Genomic DNA, 16070 nt, shown 5'->3' with positions numbered 1-16070 from the left:
CAGCCACCCCCTCACTCGCTGTGAAGATACGGAAACCGGCGTCCGCGGCGGCCGATCACGGCAAAATGTCACGGAGTTGTTGCCTGCGCAGGAATCTGGTCACCGGGTGGCTAGGGCGTGGCCCGCGCGCGATAGGTTCGGGGGCATGAGTGAATCCCAGCTCGGTGACCTGACCGTCTCCCGCCTCGGCCTCGGCTGTATGGGGATGTCCCAGTCGTACGGCGTGACGTCGGACGAGACCGAGTCGATCGCGACCGTGCACGCGGCGATCGACGCGGGCTGCACCTTCCTGGACACCGCCGATATCTACGGCAACGGCGCCAACGAGTCGCTGCTCGGCCGCGCGCTGGCCGGTCGCCGGGATCAGGTGGTGCTGGCGACCAAGTTCGGCTTCAAGCCGCAGACCGGTGCGGCGATGCCGAGCGGGGTCGACGGGAGTCCGTCGTACGCGGTCGAGGCACTGGATGCCTCACTACGGCGGCTCGGGGTCGACCACGTCGACCTCTGGTACCTGCACCGGCGTGATCCTCAGGTGCCTATTGAGGAGACGGTTGGGGCGATGGCTTCGCAGGTGTCCGCTGGAAAGGTCCGGTACCTCGGCCTGTCCGAGGTGAACGGCGACACGGTCCGGGCCGCGCATGCCGTGCACCCGATCACCGCCGTACAGAGCGAGTGGTCGTTGTGGACGCGCGACCCGGAGACCGTCGTACTGCCGACGCTGCGTGAGCTCGGGATCGGGTTCGTACCGTTCAGCCCGCTCGGACGCGGGTTCCTCACCGGGCAGCTGAAGTCGCCGGACGATTTCGAGCCGGACGACGCGCGGCGCGGACTGCCGCGGTTCAGTGGCGAAAACTTCCAGCGGAACCTGGATCTGGTCGCTCGCGTGCAGGAGCTGGCTTCGGCGCGCGGTATCACGCCGGGCCAGCTGGCGCTTGCCTGGTTGCTGGCCCAGGGCAACGACATCGTCCCGATCCCGGGCACGAAGCGCCGCAAGTACCTCTCCGAGAACCTGGGTGCGCTCGACGTTGAGCTGACCGCTTCCGAGCTCGAGGCGCTGGACGCGGCCTTCCCGCCGGATCTGGACGTGGCGGGGGAGCGCTACTCGGCCGGCGCGATGGGCCTGGTGGGTAAATGACCGGGCCCGGTCGCGCTGCTCCAGGGGGGATCGCCTTGACCGGGTCGACCGGTCAGCTCGGTTCCCGGATTGCTCGGCTGCTGGCGGCGGCCGACGTACCGCAGCGTCTCCTGGTCCGCGACGCCTCCCGGGCTCCTTCGTTGCCGGGAGCCACAGTCGCCGTCGCCGCCTACGGTGAGCACTCCGCGCTGCTCGACGCGCTCGACGGCATCGACACGTTGATGTTGCTCAGCGCAACCGAATCCGCCGACCGGGTTTCCTTGCACAAGGCAACCGTCGACGCGGCGGTCGCGGCCGGCGTACAGCGGATCGTGTACACGTCCTTCGCGGGTGCTGCTCCCGACGCCACCTTCACCTTCGCCCGCGACCACTGGCACACCGAGCAACACATCCGCGGTACCGGCGTCGACTTCACCTTCCTCCGCGACAATCTCTACCTCGACTTCGTCCCCGGCTTCGTCGGCGAGGACGGCACCATCCGCGGCCCAGCCGGCGACGGCCGCGTGGCCGCAGTCGCCCGCGATGACGTGGCCGCGTCGGCCTTCGCCGTACTGACCTCGGACGGGCATTCCGGTGCGACGTACGACCTCACGGGGCCGTCCGCCTTCACGCTGGCCGAGGCGGCCGCCGTACTGGCTGCTGCCTGGGACCGACCGGTCCGCTACGAGCCCGAAACCCTCGACGAGGCCTACCGCTCCCGCGAGTCCTACGGCGCCCCCGCCTGGGAGGTAGCAGGCTGGGTAACTTCCTACGCCGCCATCGCCTCCGGCGAACTCAGCACAGTCTCCGCCGCCGTCGCCGACCTCACCGGCCGTCCCGCTCGCAGCCTCGAGCAACTTGTCGGCGCCGGGTGAGACACTGTCCAGGTGCCGCTCTACCGCGATGAGGCGATCGTGCTGCGCACCCACAAACTGGGTGAAGCAGACCGCATCGCCACGCTCCTGACCCGCGCCAACGGCAAGGTCCGCGCCGTCGTCAAGGGCGTCCGCCGTACGTCGTCCCGCTTCGGCGCCCGCCTCGAACCCTTCAGCCACGTAGACCTCCAGCTGGCCACCGGCCGCACCCTGGACGTAGTCACCCAAGCCGTCTCCATCTCCGCCTACGGCGAAGGCATTGTCAACGACTACGCCCGCTACACCACCGGCACAGTCTTGTTGGAGACCACAGACCGCCTGGTAGTAGAAGAAAAAGAACCCGCCACCCAGCACCACCTCCTCCTGGCCGGCGCCCTCCGAGTCCTCTCCACCGGCGAACGAGAACCGGCCCTGGTCCTGGACTCTTTCTTGTTGCGGGCCCTGGCCATCTCCGGCTACGCCCCCTCCTTCGGCGACTGCGCCCGCTGCGGAGAAGAAGGCCCCCACCGAGCCTTCAACCCAGCCGCCGGCGGCGTAGTCTGCGCCACCTGCCGCCCCCCAGCCTCAGCCATGCCCGCCCCCACCACAGTCACCCACCTAGCCGCCCTCCTCACCGGCGACTGGCCCACCGCCCTCCAAGCCGACCCCCGAACCCGCCGAGAAGCCACCAGCCTCATAGCAGCCTTCTTCACCTACCACCAAGACCACCAACTCCGCTCCCTACCCCACCTGGACCTGACCCCCAGAGCTAACCCCGCTCAGGCCACCCAGTAGCCCCCGCCCGCGCACCCCGCGGCCGCTCCCGCGCTACAGCCGTACCTCCGCCGGCCGGAGCTCGCGGCCCCCCAACCGTCAACGGCCGCGACGACCGCAACGGCTGCTGCCCATCCCACGCATGAGCGATCGCCCGCCGCACATCCAACTCGGCCTGGCGCTCCGCACGGTTTCCGCCGGTCATTCCGTCGAACCGATCCAACCCAGGCTGGCGGTCGAACATCTGCCGCCCCAGCCGCGCACAAACATGTGCGTACACGTTGTTCGACCCGCGCCGATGCCGAATCGCCAGCAACTCGCGCCGGGGCGGGCCGTCTGGAGCTCCCGGTGCCATCTCCCGGAACACCAACCGGTGATCGGCCTTGTACTGCGGGTCGGAGCGCACGTACTCCGTCACACAATCCCGCAGATCTCCCTTGCCAGGCTCGTATCCGAGGCCGTGATGCCCGTCCGACCGTCCATTGGCCAGATCCAGCATGGCCCGCAGAACCTGCCGCCGCAGCACCGCCTCAGGCCCGCCCGGATTCCGCTGCGCAGCCGCGTCGATCCGCCGATAGTCGAGATCGAACTCCGGTCCCGCGATCAGCAGATACCCGGTCACCGACCTTCACGGTCCTCGCGGCGCAGCTCCTCCAGGATCTCTTGTGTCTCCGGCCCCATCCGGGCCGCCCACTCATCGAGGTCCAACGGCCGGCTACCCGGCAACGGCTCCGACGCATAAACCCGCACCGTCGGGTCGTCCACCACCCCAGCCGGCGGCTGATCGTCCCCCCGCAACTCCCGGTACTGCGCCGTAGACATCACCACCGCCTCCGGCTCCCCATCCACCCCCCAAACCACCGGTACGCCGCCCCCTCGCCGTACCGCCTCGACGATCCCCCCCAACCGCCCAGCCAACTCCTCCGGCGACACCACCTCGTCCCCCACAGCGAACTTATGCGCACCCCCAAGATCCTCGAACTCGTCATAACTCAGCATCACCGCCTCAGGCCCCCCATCCCCAAAACTGAACGCCCAGAGCCGCTCCGCCCGAAACCGTCTCAAGACCTCGCTCAGGTCCGCCCGAACCTCATCCACCGAAGCCAGTCCGCTCATGGCCCGAATCTATTGCCTTTGCCTCCGACCCGCGCAAGTTATCCACAGTCCGCCGAAAACGTGGCCCCTGTGGATAACTCGGCAGCCGAGCACCCGCCGTATGAAACACTGCCACTGTCCGTAACGAACCCTTCGACGGAGGACCAATGCTCAGGCGGCTCATCACAACGGCAGCCCTTGTTGGGGTCACCGCCCTCACCGCCTGCGGCCCCGACAACCCCAAACCGCCGCCGTTCACTCCCAGCGTGGCTCCTAGTAGCTCGGCTACGCCGGTTGCGGACCCTGAAGCCGCCGGCTCGGCGGCTGTAGCGGCGTACCGGCGGTACCTTGAGGTCCTTGACAAGATGACGTCGAGTGGTGGGGTCGACACCAGGGACTTGCCGGCTGTAGCCGCCGATGTCGAATTGGCTGTGTCCCAGAACCAGGCGGAGACCTATCGCGGCCGGAAGATCAAGTCGGTCGGCAGCTTGAAAGTGGTCTGGGCGAAGCCTTCCGCGATTGGGAAGCCGGTTGGCGGTCATATCGTGACTGCCTCGGTCGAGGCCTGCATCGACGCTTCCGGCGTCGACGCCATCGACTCCACCGGTAAGAGCGTCAGGAAACCAGGTACGCCGGCCCGTTGGATCGACACGCGCCAGCTCAAGCTGTTCGGCGAACAATGGAAGGTCGTCAAAGGCAAGAATGAAGCGGCCAAATGTTGAGGGCCTGCTTGGCGACGCTCGCTGTTGTTGCCAGTGGGGTGATTCCTCTCCCCGCGGCCGCCGCAGGTCCCGGGGGCGGTCCGCCTGCGTGCGACGTAGACGTGGTCACCGGCCAGTGCCGGATGGAAATCTCCGAGGACCCGGATGATCCCCTGAAGGAGGGAGGGACCGAGCCGGTGAGCAGGACGGGGTGTTTCTTTGAGGGACGGCAGGTGCCGTGTCGAACGGCTGATGGGTTCTTCGATGCAGCCTCCGGCTGTTACCTCACCCCGGTGGACTCGCCCTCGACCTTGTTCGGCGACGGCAGACCGTACAAACCCGGCACCAAGTTCTATCGGTGCTGGAAGATCCTCGATGTCGTGGGCGGTCGTCCGGAGGGGATCGAGCGGTTCGAGTCAGTGATCCGGGAGCCAGGGGAGCCCGCGACGATGGACCCGCGGGAGGCAGCTCGCCAGGTCGTGGCGACGATGAATTTCGTGGCGCCGCATCTGGGGTTGTCGCCCTACGTGCAGAGTGCGACCCGCGAAGGCATCGTGAATGTGCCGATCTGGATGTGGGTGACCGACCCGGGGCAGACGACTACTGGGCCGCAGACCAAACGCGCCACGCTCGGTGGTGTCACGATCGAGGCGAACGGTACCGTCGATCGCATCGAGTGGTCGATGGGTGGCGGGAAAGTCGTTACCTGTAAGGGGGCAGGTACTCCGTTCAGTCGCGCAGATGCGGCCGGCAAGTCTCTCAAGGACATCGCCGACTCGCCGACTTGCGGCCACAGGTACCAGAAGACCTCGCGCTGCGAGAAGTCCGGCACCTACCAAGTGAGCGCAACCGCCTACTGGAACGTCCACTGGACCGGTGGCGGCATGGAGGGCGACATCCCGCTCGACTTCACCCGCTCCGTCCCACTCCGCGTCACCGACCTTCGCCCGGTCCTGGTCGACCCCAACGGCGACCCAGTGAAGGTGATCACGCCGCCCCGCCGCTGCGCCTGACACGCAGCGATCGCGCCGACAAGCACGCCGTACGACGTCAGCTGCGCGCGAGAAACTTCGTTGTGAGCTGGTCAATCCATCAGGAGCCAGAGCATGGTTCCGAGAACCAGCGCGATGACCGCGAAGCCGAGGGTGCAGAGCAGAATGACCCCGATCGGGTGTCGCCCGGCCCAGCCTACGGAGCCGGGCACCTCGCGGCTCAGTTGCACAAAGCTGACCGGTTGGGCCGGGCCGCTGGTGGGTAGTCCGAGGTAGCCGATCAGGCGGCCGCGATCGGCGTCCGAATAGAGGGCGCCGTTGAGGCTGAGCAGGGCGTGTCCGCCGGGATCGAGGATGACGATGGTTTCGGAGGTGGCCCCTGGCTGAACCACCGTGGCCCGGATCACCGAGGCGGCGAGCGCACGGTCGCGACGGCGGTGGAAGGTCAGACCGCGCGCCGAGATCTCGGTCGGGGTGACGACGATGCGGGAGACCCGCAGGTACACAGCGACGGTCCCGGCCAGCAGCAGGATGAGGCCGATGCAGGTGATCAACGCAGGCCGGCCGCCGGCATTGATGCCGCCGAGCAGGAGGGCCGCCGAGATGACCGCGACGATCAGGAGGACCTGGCGGCGCGGGCCCGCACCCGGCCGCAGGACGAGCACATCGGTTTCAGCCACGGCCAGAACCCTATGGCACCGCGCACGGGCAGATCTGATGTCCCTTCGCAGTGGCAGACTCGCGACGTGAAAGCGCTGCGCTGGGGACTGATCGTCGTGACTGTTCTGGCCGGCCTTACCGGGACCTGGCGCCTGGCTGGACCGCGGCCGGATCCGGTAGGCGGAGCGGTCAAGCAACTCCACTTCTTGCGGGCGACGATCGACGACGGTGCCGACCATGAGTCGCAGGCGTTGTTCCCCGAGGGCTACTTCTTCCTGAATGTGCTGTACGGACTCACTTGGGTGCAGGTGGCAACATCAGACCCGGAATACGAGGCAGAGGCTGTCCGGGAGGCCCGCTGGGCACTTGACCGTCTGCGGTCCACCGACGGTACGGCGCCCTTCGAGCACCGCCTCGATCCGCCGTACGGCATCTTCCATGCCGGCTGGACGAACTGGTTGCGCGGCGCCATCGGCACTCTCGACAACAGTGCGCTCAACGAGTACACCCAGTCCTCGATCGAGATCGCCAAGGCCTTCGATGCAGCGGCATCTCCCTACCTGATGGCCTATCCGGGCCAGGCCTGGCCGGTCGACTCAACTGTGGCGATCGCTTCCTTGGCACTGCACGATCGCATCACGACGCCGCACTTCACACAGACGCGTGGGCGCTGGCTCGAGTTGGTGCATCAACGCCTGGACCCTGGCACCGGCCTGATGCCACATCAGGCCGAACCAGGACCAACGGGTGCGCGGGCAACGTCTCAAAGCATCGTCCAGCGATTCCTGCCGGAGATCGACCGCGAGTTCGCCCGTTCGCAATACCAGCTGTTCCGGGACAAGTTTGTGACTACCTACGGTCCCGGCGTCCGCGAGTACCCGAAGGGTCTGAGCGGTTCGGGCGACGTTGACTCGGGACCGCTGGTGCTCGGCGTCAGTCTGTCCGCCACCGTCGTGACGGCCGGAGCGGCCCGGATCCACAACGACCCGCTCGGAGATGCCCTACTGCGAGTCGGTGAGGTCCTGGGAGCCCCGCTCACCGGCCTGACCACGAAGCGCTACGCCTTCGGCCTCATCCCCGTCGGAGACGCCTTCGTCGCCTGGTCCGCAACAGCAACATCAACGAACGGCCCAACCACTCCCACGGCCAGCCCGCTCACCTGGTGGTGGCGCCTGCCCTGGCTCCTCCTCTGCTGGCTACCTGCCCTCCTGCTGGCTGGCCCACTGCTCATCCGAAAGCGCCACACGCGTCCCCGACAATGACGACCACGCCGTACGACGTCAGCCGCGCCCACGGTCAGTGGGACTCACCGGCCGCTCCACTCCGCCGCGCCCACCACCCGACGCCCCAGCCCCGCGAGCCCCATTCCCCAGCACCGGCCGATGCCGAACCGCCTCACCCGCCGGCGCCGACCCACTGAGAAACCGCCACCCAGCCCCGGCACTCACTGGCTCACCGGCCGATTGCCCCGCCGATGGGCGACCAGTCGCGGGCCGTTCACCGCGCTCCCGGCTGCCCGGCCCTGTACCCCGCCGTGCTCCTTCTACCCGACTGCCGGCGTGCGGCGGCGGCAGGTTCGTGAGGTCGACCTCGTCGCCGCGGCGCACCACTCGCTCCTGCGAGCTGTCGAGCTTCTGAGAAGTCTCCTGTTGCTTGGCAATCAAGAAGTTCGGCGTGTTCGCCGGGTACGGCGTTTCGGGGCGCCGGGCGTAGTGGTTCTGAATCCGCTGGGTCGCCTGGTCCAACGCCTGATCGGTCTCCGCAGCCACCGCGCCGCTGATATCCACCCGCGACTCGTCCAGTCCCTGCCAGCTCGAGGTGGTCATCGCGTTGATCAGCTCAGCACGAGCGGCCTGCTGATGCTCGGGGCCCTGCGGTACGACGCCGGCCAGTTTGTTCTTGACGATCTCGTCCGCGATCACATCCCAGCGCATCGTCACAGGGGCGTCGATGGTTCGATCTGCGAGGTCGGCGGCTCCCTCCGGGCCGGCGGCGTACTCGAGGAGTGCTTCGGTGGCTCCGTAGGCTGACGGATAGGCAGGCTTGGGGTCGGGCAGGTCGCCGTACCCCGCGCGGTCGGCGTACTCCGCGACATCACTGACAGAAACCCACTCGGTGAGACCTTCGTCGAGTGCCTTCGAGTGACTGGACAGTACGGCGTTGGGTTCCTCGGGAGCCTTGATCTCGACCCGGGCATGGTTCGCTTCGTGCAAGATGGTCGTGAGCGCTTGAACCTGGTCTTGCGGAGCAGCGTCAGGACCCAGATGGTCGAGGACGAGCTCCTGCGACAGTTGGAGGGAGCCGTCCCTCCGCAGACTGCCCCAGTTCTTGCCTTCCCCGACCGTGGCGTAGAGCTCGCCGTTCCAGCGATCGAGTTCGCTGGGTCGCAGCGACCGAGCGGTCTCGTACAGGCGGACGAACTGCCGGTACCCCTCCGACGCCGGGTCGATCCGGATGACAGCCACGATCAGCGGTCGCTGTCTCGGGGCCTGTCAGGGTCATCCGGTCCGTCGAACGGCCAGTACGGATCGCGGAGGTTGTCCTCGAGGTGTTCCAGGCCACGCGTCAAGCCACGGATGCTGGGAGCGTCGTCCGCGGGAGCACGCTCTGCGATCTCGAAGATCCGCCGTCGAGCCTCAGCCATGATCGCGATGCGCTCCTCGGCCGTGCCCGGTGACTCGAAAGCCTCCCGCTCAACAGCCATCGCCTCGAGCATCAACGCAGTCGGAGGCTCAGCCGGTACGGCGTACCGCGGCAGTCGCTTGATCAGGTTGCCGCCAACCCGACGATCCTCATCGGATTCCAGCTCCGGCAGCATCGCCTCCAGATGCTTCTCAGCAGGCGCCACTGCCTCAGCGCCCTCACGCTGGATCCGCCGCTTCGCCGTGTTGTAAGCAGCACTGAACTCCCTGAACTGCACCGATCCTCCTCTCAAGCATTACCCGAACCCCGCCACCTTAGGCCCCGCAGCCGGCCTTCTGCGGCACCTTCACGGCGCTGTCCTCAGGGTCAACCAGCACGGGTACAGCCTCACCGATCCGCAGTTGTGTGGCGGCGTCCTGGGTCAGATTGATCTGGCCGGTATCGCCGAGTGTGCTCTGCCACTCGATCTCCCACCGGGCGGTGGCAGTCACCGGGTACTTGCAGTCCTTGAGCTTGCTAGACGTCTTCGTGTACCGGTGCCCACAGTCCGGCGAGTCCTTGATTCCCATCGACTTCACGTACGGCGTACCGGCCCCTTTGCACCGAACCGTCTTCCCGTCGCCCATCGTCCAGTCGATGGCGGCGACCTGAGCAGTCGCCGTAACAGTCAGCCCAGGAACACTGGCCTCCCGCTTGATCGGTCCCCACGTGTTCTCCGTCTTGGTAACCCACAACCAAACCGGCATATTCACCAGACCGACCTGCCCCGCGCCCGGCGCACTCTTCACCAGCGGCGGCGCGAGCTGCATCGAGGCGATAGCCCGATAGGCCAACGTCACCGGATCAATCACCACCGTGTCAGGCTCACCAGGCAACCAAACCCACTCAGTCACGAGGTGCTCGCCTTCGTCATAACCCTGCTGACGCGTGCAGGCCCAGATGCTCCCGTCGGTGTGACCCTGCCAGCGGTAGTCGTCGAACGGTGGCGGAGGGTTCTCGCGCTGCATGTAGCACTGGCGGCTGTTGGACCAGTTGCCCAAGATCGCATCCGAGCATGCCTGAGGGGCGCCCTTGAACGTACAGATGGGCTTCTTGGTTTTTGAGGGTCCCTCGCCTGGGTCTGGCTTCTTAGGCTCCGTCGGAACATTACTGCTGAGAATCCAGTAACAGCCTGTACCAGACGGGTCGCAGTACCAGATGTATCCCGGACCTGGTGGGGGCGGCTTGTCCCCCGCGGTGGCGGGTGAAATCGAGCCGCAGACGAGGAAGATCACAAGTGCCAAGACCGCGCTGAGTCGGTTCAGCATGGTTTCAGCGTTTTCACTTCGATGAGAATCCACATCTGACTACCAGCGCTCGATGGTGCCAGCGTAAGTCGAGCCTCCACCGTATGGCGGGCCCCGTCGCCCGAGGCCACCGGAACCGGCTTCTTGGTTGCTCGGTAGCGCAAGACCCTGTCGGAGCCGTCGATACAGCTGCGGAGTACGACTACAGGTCGGGCGGCGCTGACGTCTGCAGCAACTGCGACCGTCGAGCTGACCTTGGTTGTCCCTGAGCGGTACAAGCCACGGTCACGGAGAAAAACCAGATCCTTCACGACGTCTTGGAGGAAGGCGCCGCCGTTACCTGATGCCTCGAGCTTCGCATGACTTGCCGTGCTGGGATCCTCTTGTGCGCGATCGACTGCCGCGCGGGCGGCGACGTACCGGGTCTTGGCAGCATCAATCGCCGCCTGCTCCTCTGCCGTCCAGGCGGGTGTCGAGGGACCCGTTGGTGTCGGCGTTGAGGAGGTTGGTGGTGGGGTTGTGTTGGGGCGACCTGCCTCTGGGGAGCCTTGGCAGGCGGTTAGCGCTAGGAGGGCGCAGAGGGCTGCGGTGGCGGGTCCGAGGGGTGGTCGGCGGGGCATGGGGGCTCCGTTCTGGGTGGGGTGGGTTAAGGGTGTCATACGGAGGGTGACGGAGGGGGTGGGTTATCCACAGGTTGCTGGTTGTGGCAGGGCTAGCAGGTGGGGTGGCCGGGGGGTGGGGGTTGGGCTGTGTCGGGGCTGGGGGATTCGGCGGTTAGGGACCAGCCGGTGGGGAGGTGGAGGAGGCGGGCTTCGACGAGGCGGTGGCGGGTGGTGGTGAAGGGGGTTTTCTCGGCGGGGTCGTGTTCGGTGACGGGGGAGTCGTCGAGGCAGGTTTTGAGGACTACGGCGGGGGTGGGGTCGCTGAGGCTGACCCAGAGGGGGTCGGTGGAGAGGATCTTGGAGGCGCCGGTACGGCGGATCTTGTGGGTGCGGAAGTAGTCGGCGTGTTCTACGGCGCTGTCGAGCCAGGAGCCGGACATGCCGGCGGCTTCGAGGGTGGCTCGGGTTGCGGTGGTGGGGTGTTGGAGGGCGGCGGCGTAGGCGGCTCGGGACTTTGCGTACTGGGTGGTGGCGGCGGTGACGGCGGTCTGTTCTTCGAGGGTCCAGCGCGGAGTCGGCTGCGGTGGTGGGGTGGGTGCGGGCGCGGGGGTGCAGGCGGTGAGGGTCAGGAGGGCGACGGCGAGAAGGAGACGGGAGGGCATGAGGGCTCCGGGGTCGTGGTGTGGGCCGGTGTGAGGGTAGGGGAGGATTTGGGTATGTCGCCATTGGGTCGTCGTCGGGGTCGTGGGTTGGAGCGGGTGGGGGAGAAGGTTGTGGTGGCGCCGGATCCGCATCCGAGTGGGGCTCGGGCGCCGGAGGTGCCTAAGGAGTTGGTGCCGGAGCATGTGGCGATCGTGATGGATGGGAACGGGCGGTGGGCCAAGCAGCGGGGGCTGGCTCGGACTGAGGGGCACAAGGCGGGCGAGGCGAGTCTGCTGGATGTGATCAAGGGTGGGATCGACATCGGGGTGAAGTACATCTCGGCGTACGCGTTCTCGACGGAGAACTGGGCGCGGTCGCCGGAGGAGGTGCGGTTCCTGATGGGGTTCAACCGGGATGTCATCCATCGGCGGCGGGACGAGTTGGACGCGATGGGGGTGCGGGTGGTGTGGTCGGGGCGCCGGCCGCGGTTGTGGAAGAGCGTGATCGACGAGCTGGAGTATGCGCAGGAGCGGACGAAGGACAACGACACGATCACGCTGCAGTTCTGCGTGAACTACGGTGGGCAGGCGGAGATCGCGGATGCGATGAAGTCGATCGCCCAGGACGTTGCCGCGGGCAAGCTCAGCCCGGATCGCATTACCGAGAAGACGATCGCGCGGCATCTGTACCACCCGGAGGTGCCGCCGGTGGATCTGTTCGTGCGGTCGTCGGGGGAGCAGCGGACGTCGAACTTCCTGGTGTGGCAGCTCGCGTACGCCGAGATGGTGTTCCTGAACACGTTGTGGCCGGACTTCGACCGCCGCGATCTGTGGCGGGCGATCGAGATCTACGCGCAGCGCGACCGCCGGTACGGCGGCGCCGTACCGAACGAAGTCACCGTGAATCAAGTCAGCCGGAGCGAGGGTTAGGGAGCAGCCCCAGTTCGAGAGCGACGGTGACGGCGCGGGTGCGGTCGTCGACGTCGAGTTTGGTGAAGAGGCGTTGCAGGTGCGTCTTCACCGTGGCTTCGCCGATGTAGAGCTCCCGACCGATCTCCGCATTGCTGAGCCCGCGGGCGACAGCGGCGAGCACCTGCAGCTCGCGCGGCGAAGGCGCAACTACAGCAGACGGAGCAGGCGTACGCAGACGGGACATCAGCCGCGCAGCGACCGGCGGCGCCAGCACGGTCTCACCACGGGCAGCAGCGCGGATCCCGTCCAGAAGCTCAGCATGCGGCGTGTCCTTCAGCAGATACCCCGTCGCACCCGCCTCAACAGCGTGCAGGATGTCGGTATCCGTGTCGTACGTCGTCAACACCAGCACCTTGGTCGCCGGATACCCGGACGCGATCGCCCCAGTCGCCGTCACCCCGTCGGTCCGCGGCATCCGCAGATCCATCAGTACGACGTCCGGCCGCGTCGACTCGACCAGTGCCAACGCCTCCGACCCATCCCCGGCCTCGCCAACCACCGTGATGTCGTCAGTGACGGACAGCATGCCGATCAGGCCGGATCGCACCACGGGGTGGTCGTCGACGACCAGTACGCGAATCACGCGCCCTCCTGAACTGGGATGAGGACCTGGACTGTAGTGCCGTGCCCGGGCGAGCTCTCGACTTGGACCGTACCGCCGGACTCTTCGACGCGACCGCGCATAGCGGCCAACCCGAAGCCCATCGACGGTTCAGCCACCGAGAACCCCGACCCGTCGTCGCGGATCGAGATACTGACGCGCCCCTCCGACAGACCGAGTGTGATCAGCACCGAAGTCGCCCGAGCGTGCTTACGAATGTTCGCCAGCGCCTCCTGCGCCGCCCGCAGCAGAACGACCTGCTGGGACTGCGGAAGCGCGACGACCTCGGACTCGTCGAGATCTAGCAGCACCTGGACATCGACGCCGGTTTCGGCGGCAAAGCGTTCGCCCTGCCGCCGCAGTACCTCGGTCAATGTTGCCTCGGACAACACAACCGGGGTGAACGCGGCAACCAACGCCCGCGCTTCGGCCAGGTTCTCCCGGGCGGTGGCCTCGATCTGGGCCAGGCGGGCGGCCACGCCGTCACCGCCGCGCGCCAGCTCGGCCGCACCGGTCTGCGACAGCATCACGATGCTCGTCATCCCCTGCGCGAGCGTGTCATGGATCTCCCGCGCCATCCGCTCCCGCTCCGCCATCACACCGGCGCTGTGGTGCGCCTCGGCGAGCTCGTCGCGGGCCGCGTGCAACTCATCGATCAGTACGGCGCGTTGCTGGCTCTCGGCGATGACTCGCTCGATCCAGATCCCGAACAACAGGCTGACGACCAGGCTGACCAGCATCCACGGGAGGATCTGCCAGAAGGCGGCCCAGCCCCAGCCGGCGCTCCACAGTTGCGCGGTCCCGCACCCGAAGACGAGCGCCACGCTCATCCCGATCCCGTCCCGCAGATCCCGCGACAGCAGCCAGACCTGGGCCGAGGCGATGAACATCATGAAGACCGATGCCGGACTCAGACCGACCATCACCATCAGGCAGCCGATCAGCACCACGCGGTACACGAACGACGGCACCAGCCGCCGCGACCGGATGGCCGGCCGCCCGACGAACTGGTACGTCGTACCCAGCAGCACGGTCGCCCCGACGGCGATCCACCGGTGCGAGGTGCCCGAGGTGAGCGTGACGGCCAGCGTCATCGCGAGCATCACCCAGTAGACGATGTCCCAGCCGAGCAGGGTGCGGTCCCCGATCACCTTGTCCGCCCGCGCCGCAGTCGCCTCCATGGCGACCATCTTCCTCCACGACGGGCTCCAGGCAGCAAACGCGCCGGTACGACGCTCGCCCGCGCCGTACCGGACAGGTGGTCCATCAGCCCGCGTCCCGCCGGGTCCAGCGGAACACCCGCTGGGCAATGACGAGTCCCACGACCAGCCAGACGCTGAGCACGATCGCCCCGGTCCCGAGTTGCCAGGAACCACCCGGCTCGACGGACTCGAAGCTGTCCGGCAGGAACACCGACCGCATGCCCTGAGCCAGCCACTTGAGCGGGAAGAACTCCGAGAGCGTCCGCATCCAGGCCGGCAGGCTGCTGTAGACGAAGTACACACCGGAGATGAACTGCAGCAGCAGGACGACCGGGGTGACGACGGCGGACGCCGCCTTACCGGACCGCGGTACGACGGAGAACGCGATCCCGAGCACCGAGCCGGACGCCGTACCGAGCACGAAGATCCACAGGAACCGCAGCCACTTCTCGGGCTCGGTCGGGATGCTGACGTCGAGGACGAGCCCGGCGATCAACAGCAGCAGACCGAACTGCAGGATCGAGGTGATCAGTACCAGCCCGATCTTCCCGGCGAAATACGACTGCGGGGACATCGGCGTGCCGCGCAGGCGCTTCAGCACGTCCTGGTCGCGCTCGATCGCGATCGAGATCGACAGCGACTGGAAGCTCGACAGGAAGATGCCGGAGGCAATCATCCCCGGCGTGAAGTAGGTGGCGGCGGTGACCCCGCCGGAGAAGTCGGTGCTGCTGAACACGGCCGAGAAGATGGCCAGGAAGATGATCGGGAAGAAGAACGTGAAGATCAGCTGCTCGCGCTCCCGGAAGAACTCCTTCACCTCGAGCTTGGTCCGCGATACCCCGACCTTCAGCGGCGACGGCAGGTTCACCGTGGTGCTCATCGAACTGCTCCTTCCAGGTCGGCTTCCGCCGTTTCGGCCTTGCCGATGAGTTCCAGGTAGATGTCTTCCAGGCTGGGCCGACGGACCTGCAGCTCCGGTACTTCACCGCCGTACTGCGCAAGGAGTCGCGACACCTCCGCGGTCGGGGTGTCGGTGCGGATCTCCCGCATCCCATCCGCGGCCAACCAAGACACCCGGGCCGTCCGTGCGCCACGACCGCCGAGCGTCTCCGGAGTCGCGACCTCGAGCATCTTCCCGTCGGTGATGACCCCGACCCGGTCGGCCAACTGCTCGGCCTCGTCCAGGTAATGCGTGGTCAACAGAATCGTGGTGCCCTCGGTGCGCAGGTTCTCGATCAACGTCCAGAACTGCCGCCGCGCCTCGGGGTCGAACCCGGTCGTCGGCTCATCCAGGAACAGCAGTTCCGGGTTCCCAATCACCCCAAGCGCGACATCGAGCCGGCGACGCTGACCACCGGACAGCTTCCGCGTCCGTGTCTTCCGCTTCTCCTCCAACCCGACCGCAGCGATCACCTCTTCGGGATCGCGCGGTGACGGGTAGTACCCGGCGAAGTGGTGGACCAGCTCAGCCACCGTCAGCTCAGCCTCGTCCCGCGACGACTGCGCCACAATCCCGATCCGCGCCCGCCACTGCCGATCGGCCCGAGCCGGGTCACTGCCCAGTACGTCGATCTGCCCCTCGTCGGCCCGGCGATACCCCTCCAGGATCTCCACGGTCGTCGTCTTACCAGCCCCATTAGGCCCCAGCAGCGCGAACACCTCGCCGCGGTAGATGTCCAGATCCACGCCCGCAACCGCCACCTTGTCCGGGTACCGCTTCACCAGCCCCCGCACCCTCACAGCCTTGTCTGTCTCCATGCCCCAACTCTCCCGCCGGAGACCGGGGTCGGGGGAGCACCGCCCGGTTGACCCGCTGTCCCCCAACCGGTGGACACGATCCTCCGAAGGACAGGATGTGTCGCAGGATTCCGCGCTCGCCGGCGGGGGCGTGAGCGTGCGGCGGCGGGGTAGTGGACGTCTACGTCCTGTCGTT

General features: G+C 67.2%; 18 protein-coding genes. 7 read left to right on the top strand and 11 right to left on the bottom strand.

Annotated features, from left to right (window positions below; translation table 11 throughout):
- The first annotated feature begins 145 nt into the window (after positions 1-145).
- The 3 genes from ABD231_RS20415 to recO are packed head-to-tail and all read left to right on the top strand — an operon-like array spanning position 146 to position 2763.
- Positions 146-1135 carry an aldo/keto reductase gene (locus ABD231_RS20415; RefSeq protein ID WP_344154094.1) on the top strand — a complete coding sequence of 330 codons (990 nt, stop codon included), beginning with the start codon at positions 146-148 and terminating at the stop codon, positions 1133-1135.
- On the top strand, positions 1132-1989 hold the full coding sequence (locus ABD231_RS20410; protein ID WP_344154091.1) for an SDR family oxidoreductase: 858 nt from the start codon (positions 1132-1134) through the stop codon (positions 1987-1989). Before ABD231_RS20415 ends, ABD231_RS20410 begins: the two co-directional genes overlap by 4 nt.
- 12 nt (positions 1990-2001) lie before the next feature.
- The gene (gene recO / locus ABD231_RS20405; protein WP_344154088.1) at positions 2002-2763 is read left to right on the top strand and encodes a DNA repair protein RecO; all 762 of its coding nucleotides are present in this window, start codon (positions 2002-2004) and stop codon (positions 2761-2763) included.
- On the opposite strand, the gene ABD231_RS20400 is transcribed toward recO, so the two are convergent.
- The gene (locus ABD231_RS20400) at positions 2738-3364 is read right to left on the bottom strand and encodes a hypothetical protein (protein ID WP_344154085.1); all 627 of its coding nucleotides are present in this window, start codon (positions 3362-3364) and stop codon (positions 2738-2740) included. The two genes, recO and ABD231_RS20400, sit on opposite strands and share 26 nt — an antisense overlap.
- Positions 3361-3858 (bottom strand): hypothetical protein, encoded by a 498-nt coding sequence (locus ABD231_RS20395; RefSeq protein ID WP_344154083.1) that lies wholly within the window; start codon positions 3856-3858, stop codon positions 3361-3363. The genes ABD231_RS20400 and ABD231_RS20395 overlap by 4 nt, the downstream gene beginning before the upstream one ends.
- A 344-nt stretch (positions 3859-4202) precedes the next feature.
- Between ABD231_RS20395 and ABD231_RS20390 the strand changes: the two genes are divergently transcribed.
- Together ABD231_RS20390 and ABD231_RS20385 are read left to right on the top strand one after the other, a co-directional pair.
- On the top strand, positions 4203-4559 hold the full coding sequence (locus ABD231_RS20390) for a hypothetical protein (protein ID WP_344154081.1): 357 nt from the start codon (positions 4203-4205) through the stop codon (positions 4557-4559).
- A 212-nt stretch (positions 4560-4771) separates the two neighbouring features.
- Positions 4772-5551 carry a hypothetical protein gene (locus tag ABD231_RS20385; protein WP_344154079.1) on the top strand — a complete coding sequence of 260 codons (780 nt, stop codon included), beginning with the start codon at positions 4772-4774 and terminating at the stop codon, positions 5549-5551.
- A gap of 71 nt (positions 5552-5622) precedes the next feature.
- Here the strand turns inward: ABD231_RS20385 and ABD231_RS20380 are convergent, their stop codons facing one another.
- Positions 5623-6210: a hypothetical protein gene (locus ABD231_RS20380; protein ID WP_344154076.1), complete on the bottom strand. Its 588-nt coding sequence runs from the start codon at positions 6208-6210 to the stop codon at positions 5623-5625.
- 66 nt (positions 6211-6276) lie between these two features.
- On the opposite strand from ABD231_RS20380, the gene ABD231_RS20375 reads away from it, so the two are divergent.
- Positions 6277-7452, top strand: a complete 1176-nt coding sequence (locus ABD231_RS20375; protein ID WP_344154074.1) for a hypothetical protein — start codon at positions 6277-6279, stop codon at positions 7450-7452.
- Between the two features lie 18 nt (positions 7453-7470).
- Here ABD231_RS20375 and ABD231_RS20370 read toward each other — a convergent pair whose 3' ends face one another.
- The 4 genes from ABD231_RS20370 to ABD231_RS20355 all read right to left on the bottom strand — a co-directional run bounded on the left by ABD231_RS20370 (position 7471) and on the right by ABD231_RS20355 (position 11383).
- The gene (locus ABD231_RS20370; protein WP_344154071.1) at positions 7471-8655 is read right to left on the bottom strand and encodes a hypothetical protein; all 1185 of its coding nucleotides are present in this window, start codon (positions 8653-8655) and stop codon (positions 7471-7473) included.
- A 2-nt stretch (positions 8656-8657) separates the two neighbouring features.
- Entirely contained in the window at positions 8658-9110 is a 453-nt protein-coding gene (locus ABD231_RS20365; protein ID WP_344154068.1) for a hypothetical protein, read from the bottom strand.
- Positions 9111-9147: 37 nt separating this feature from the next.
- Entirely contained in the window at positions 9148-9873 is a 726-nt protein-coding gene (locus ABD231_RS20360; protein WP_344154065.1) for a hypothetical protein, read from the bottom strand.
- Positions 9874-10831: 958 nt separating this feature from the next.
- A complete protein-coding gene (locus ABD231_RS20355; protein ID WP_344154062.1) occupies positions 10832-11383 on the bottom strand; it encodes a hypothetical protein in 552 nt (183 codons plus the stop codon).
- 54 nt (positions 11384-11437) lie between these two features.
- Here ABD231_RS20355 and ABD231_RS20350 point away from each other — a divergent pair, with 54 nt between their 5' ends.
- Positions 11438-12292: an isoprenyl transferase gene (locus ABD231_RS20350; protein ID WP_344154059.1), complete on the top strand. Its 855-nt coding sequence runs from the start codon at positions 11438-11440 to the stop codon at positions 12290-12292.
- Here the strand turns inward: ABD231_RS20350 and ABD231_RS20345 are convergent.
- The 4 genes from ABD231_RS20345 to ABD231_RS20330 all read right to left on the bottom strand — a co-directional run bounded on the left by ABD231_RS20345 (position 12273) and on the right by ABD231_RS20330 (position 15895).
- On the bottom strand, positions 12273-12917 hold the full coding sequence (locus ABD231_RS20345) for a response regulator (RefSeq protein WP_344154056.1): 645 nt from the start codon (positions 12915-12917) through the stop codon (positions 12273-12275). The two genes, ABD231_RS20350 and ABD231_RS20345, sit on opposite strands and share 20 nt — an antisense overlap.
- Positions 12914-14116 (bottom strand): sensor histidine kinase, encoded by a 1203-nt coding sequence (locus tag ABD231_RS20340; RefSeq protein ID WP_344154053.1) that lies wholly within the window; start codon positions 14114-14116, stop codon positions 12914-12916. Before ABD231_RS20340 ends, ABD231_RS20345 begins: the two co-directional genes overlap by 4 nt.
- An 85-nt stretch (positions 14117-14201) precedes the next feature.
- Entirely contained in the window at positions 14202-15017 is an 816-nt protein-coding gene (locus tag ABD231_RS20335; RefSeq protein ID WP_344154050.1) for an ABC transporter permease, read from the bottom strand.
- On the bottom strand, positions 15014-15895 hold the full coding sequence (locus ABD231_RS20330; protein ID WP_344154047.1) for an ABC transporter ATP-binding protein: 882 nt from the start codon (positions 15893-15895) through the stop codon (positions 15014-15016). Before ABD231_RS20330 ends, ABD231_RS20335 begins: the two co-directional genes overlap by 4 nt.
- Positions 15896-16070 lie beyond the last annotated feature (175 nt).

It is taken from the genome of Kribbella yunnanensis (assembly GCF_039529655.1).
Taxonomy (GTDB): domain Bacteria; phylum Actinomycetota; class Actinomycetes; order Propionibacteriales; family Kribbellaceae; genus Kribbella; species Kribbella yunnanensis.
The sequence above is the reverse complement of the archived record's forward strand: the minus strand, read 5'-3'. Positions and strand labels throughout refer to the sequence as shown.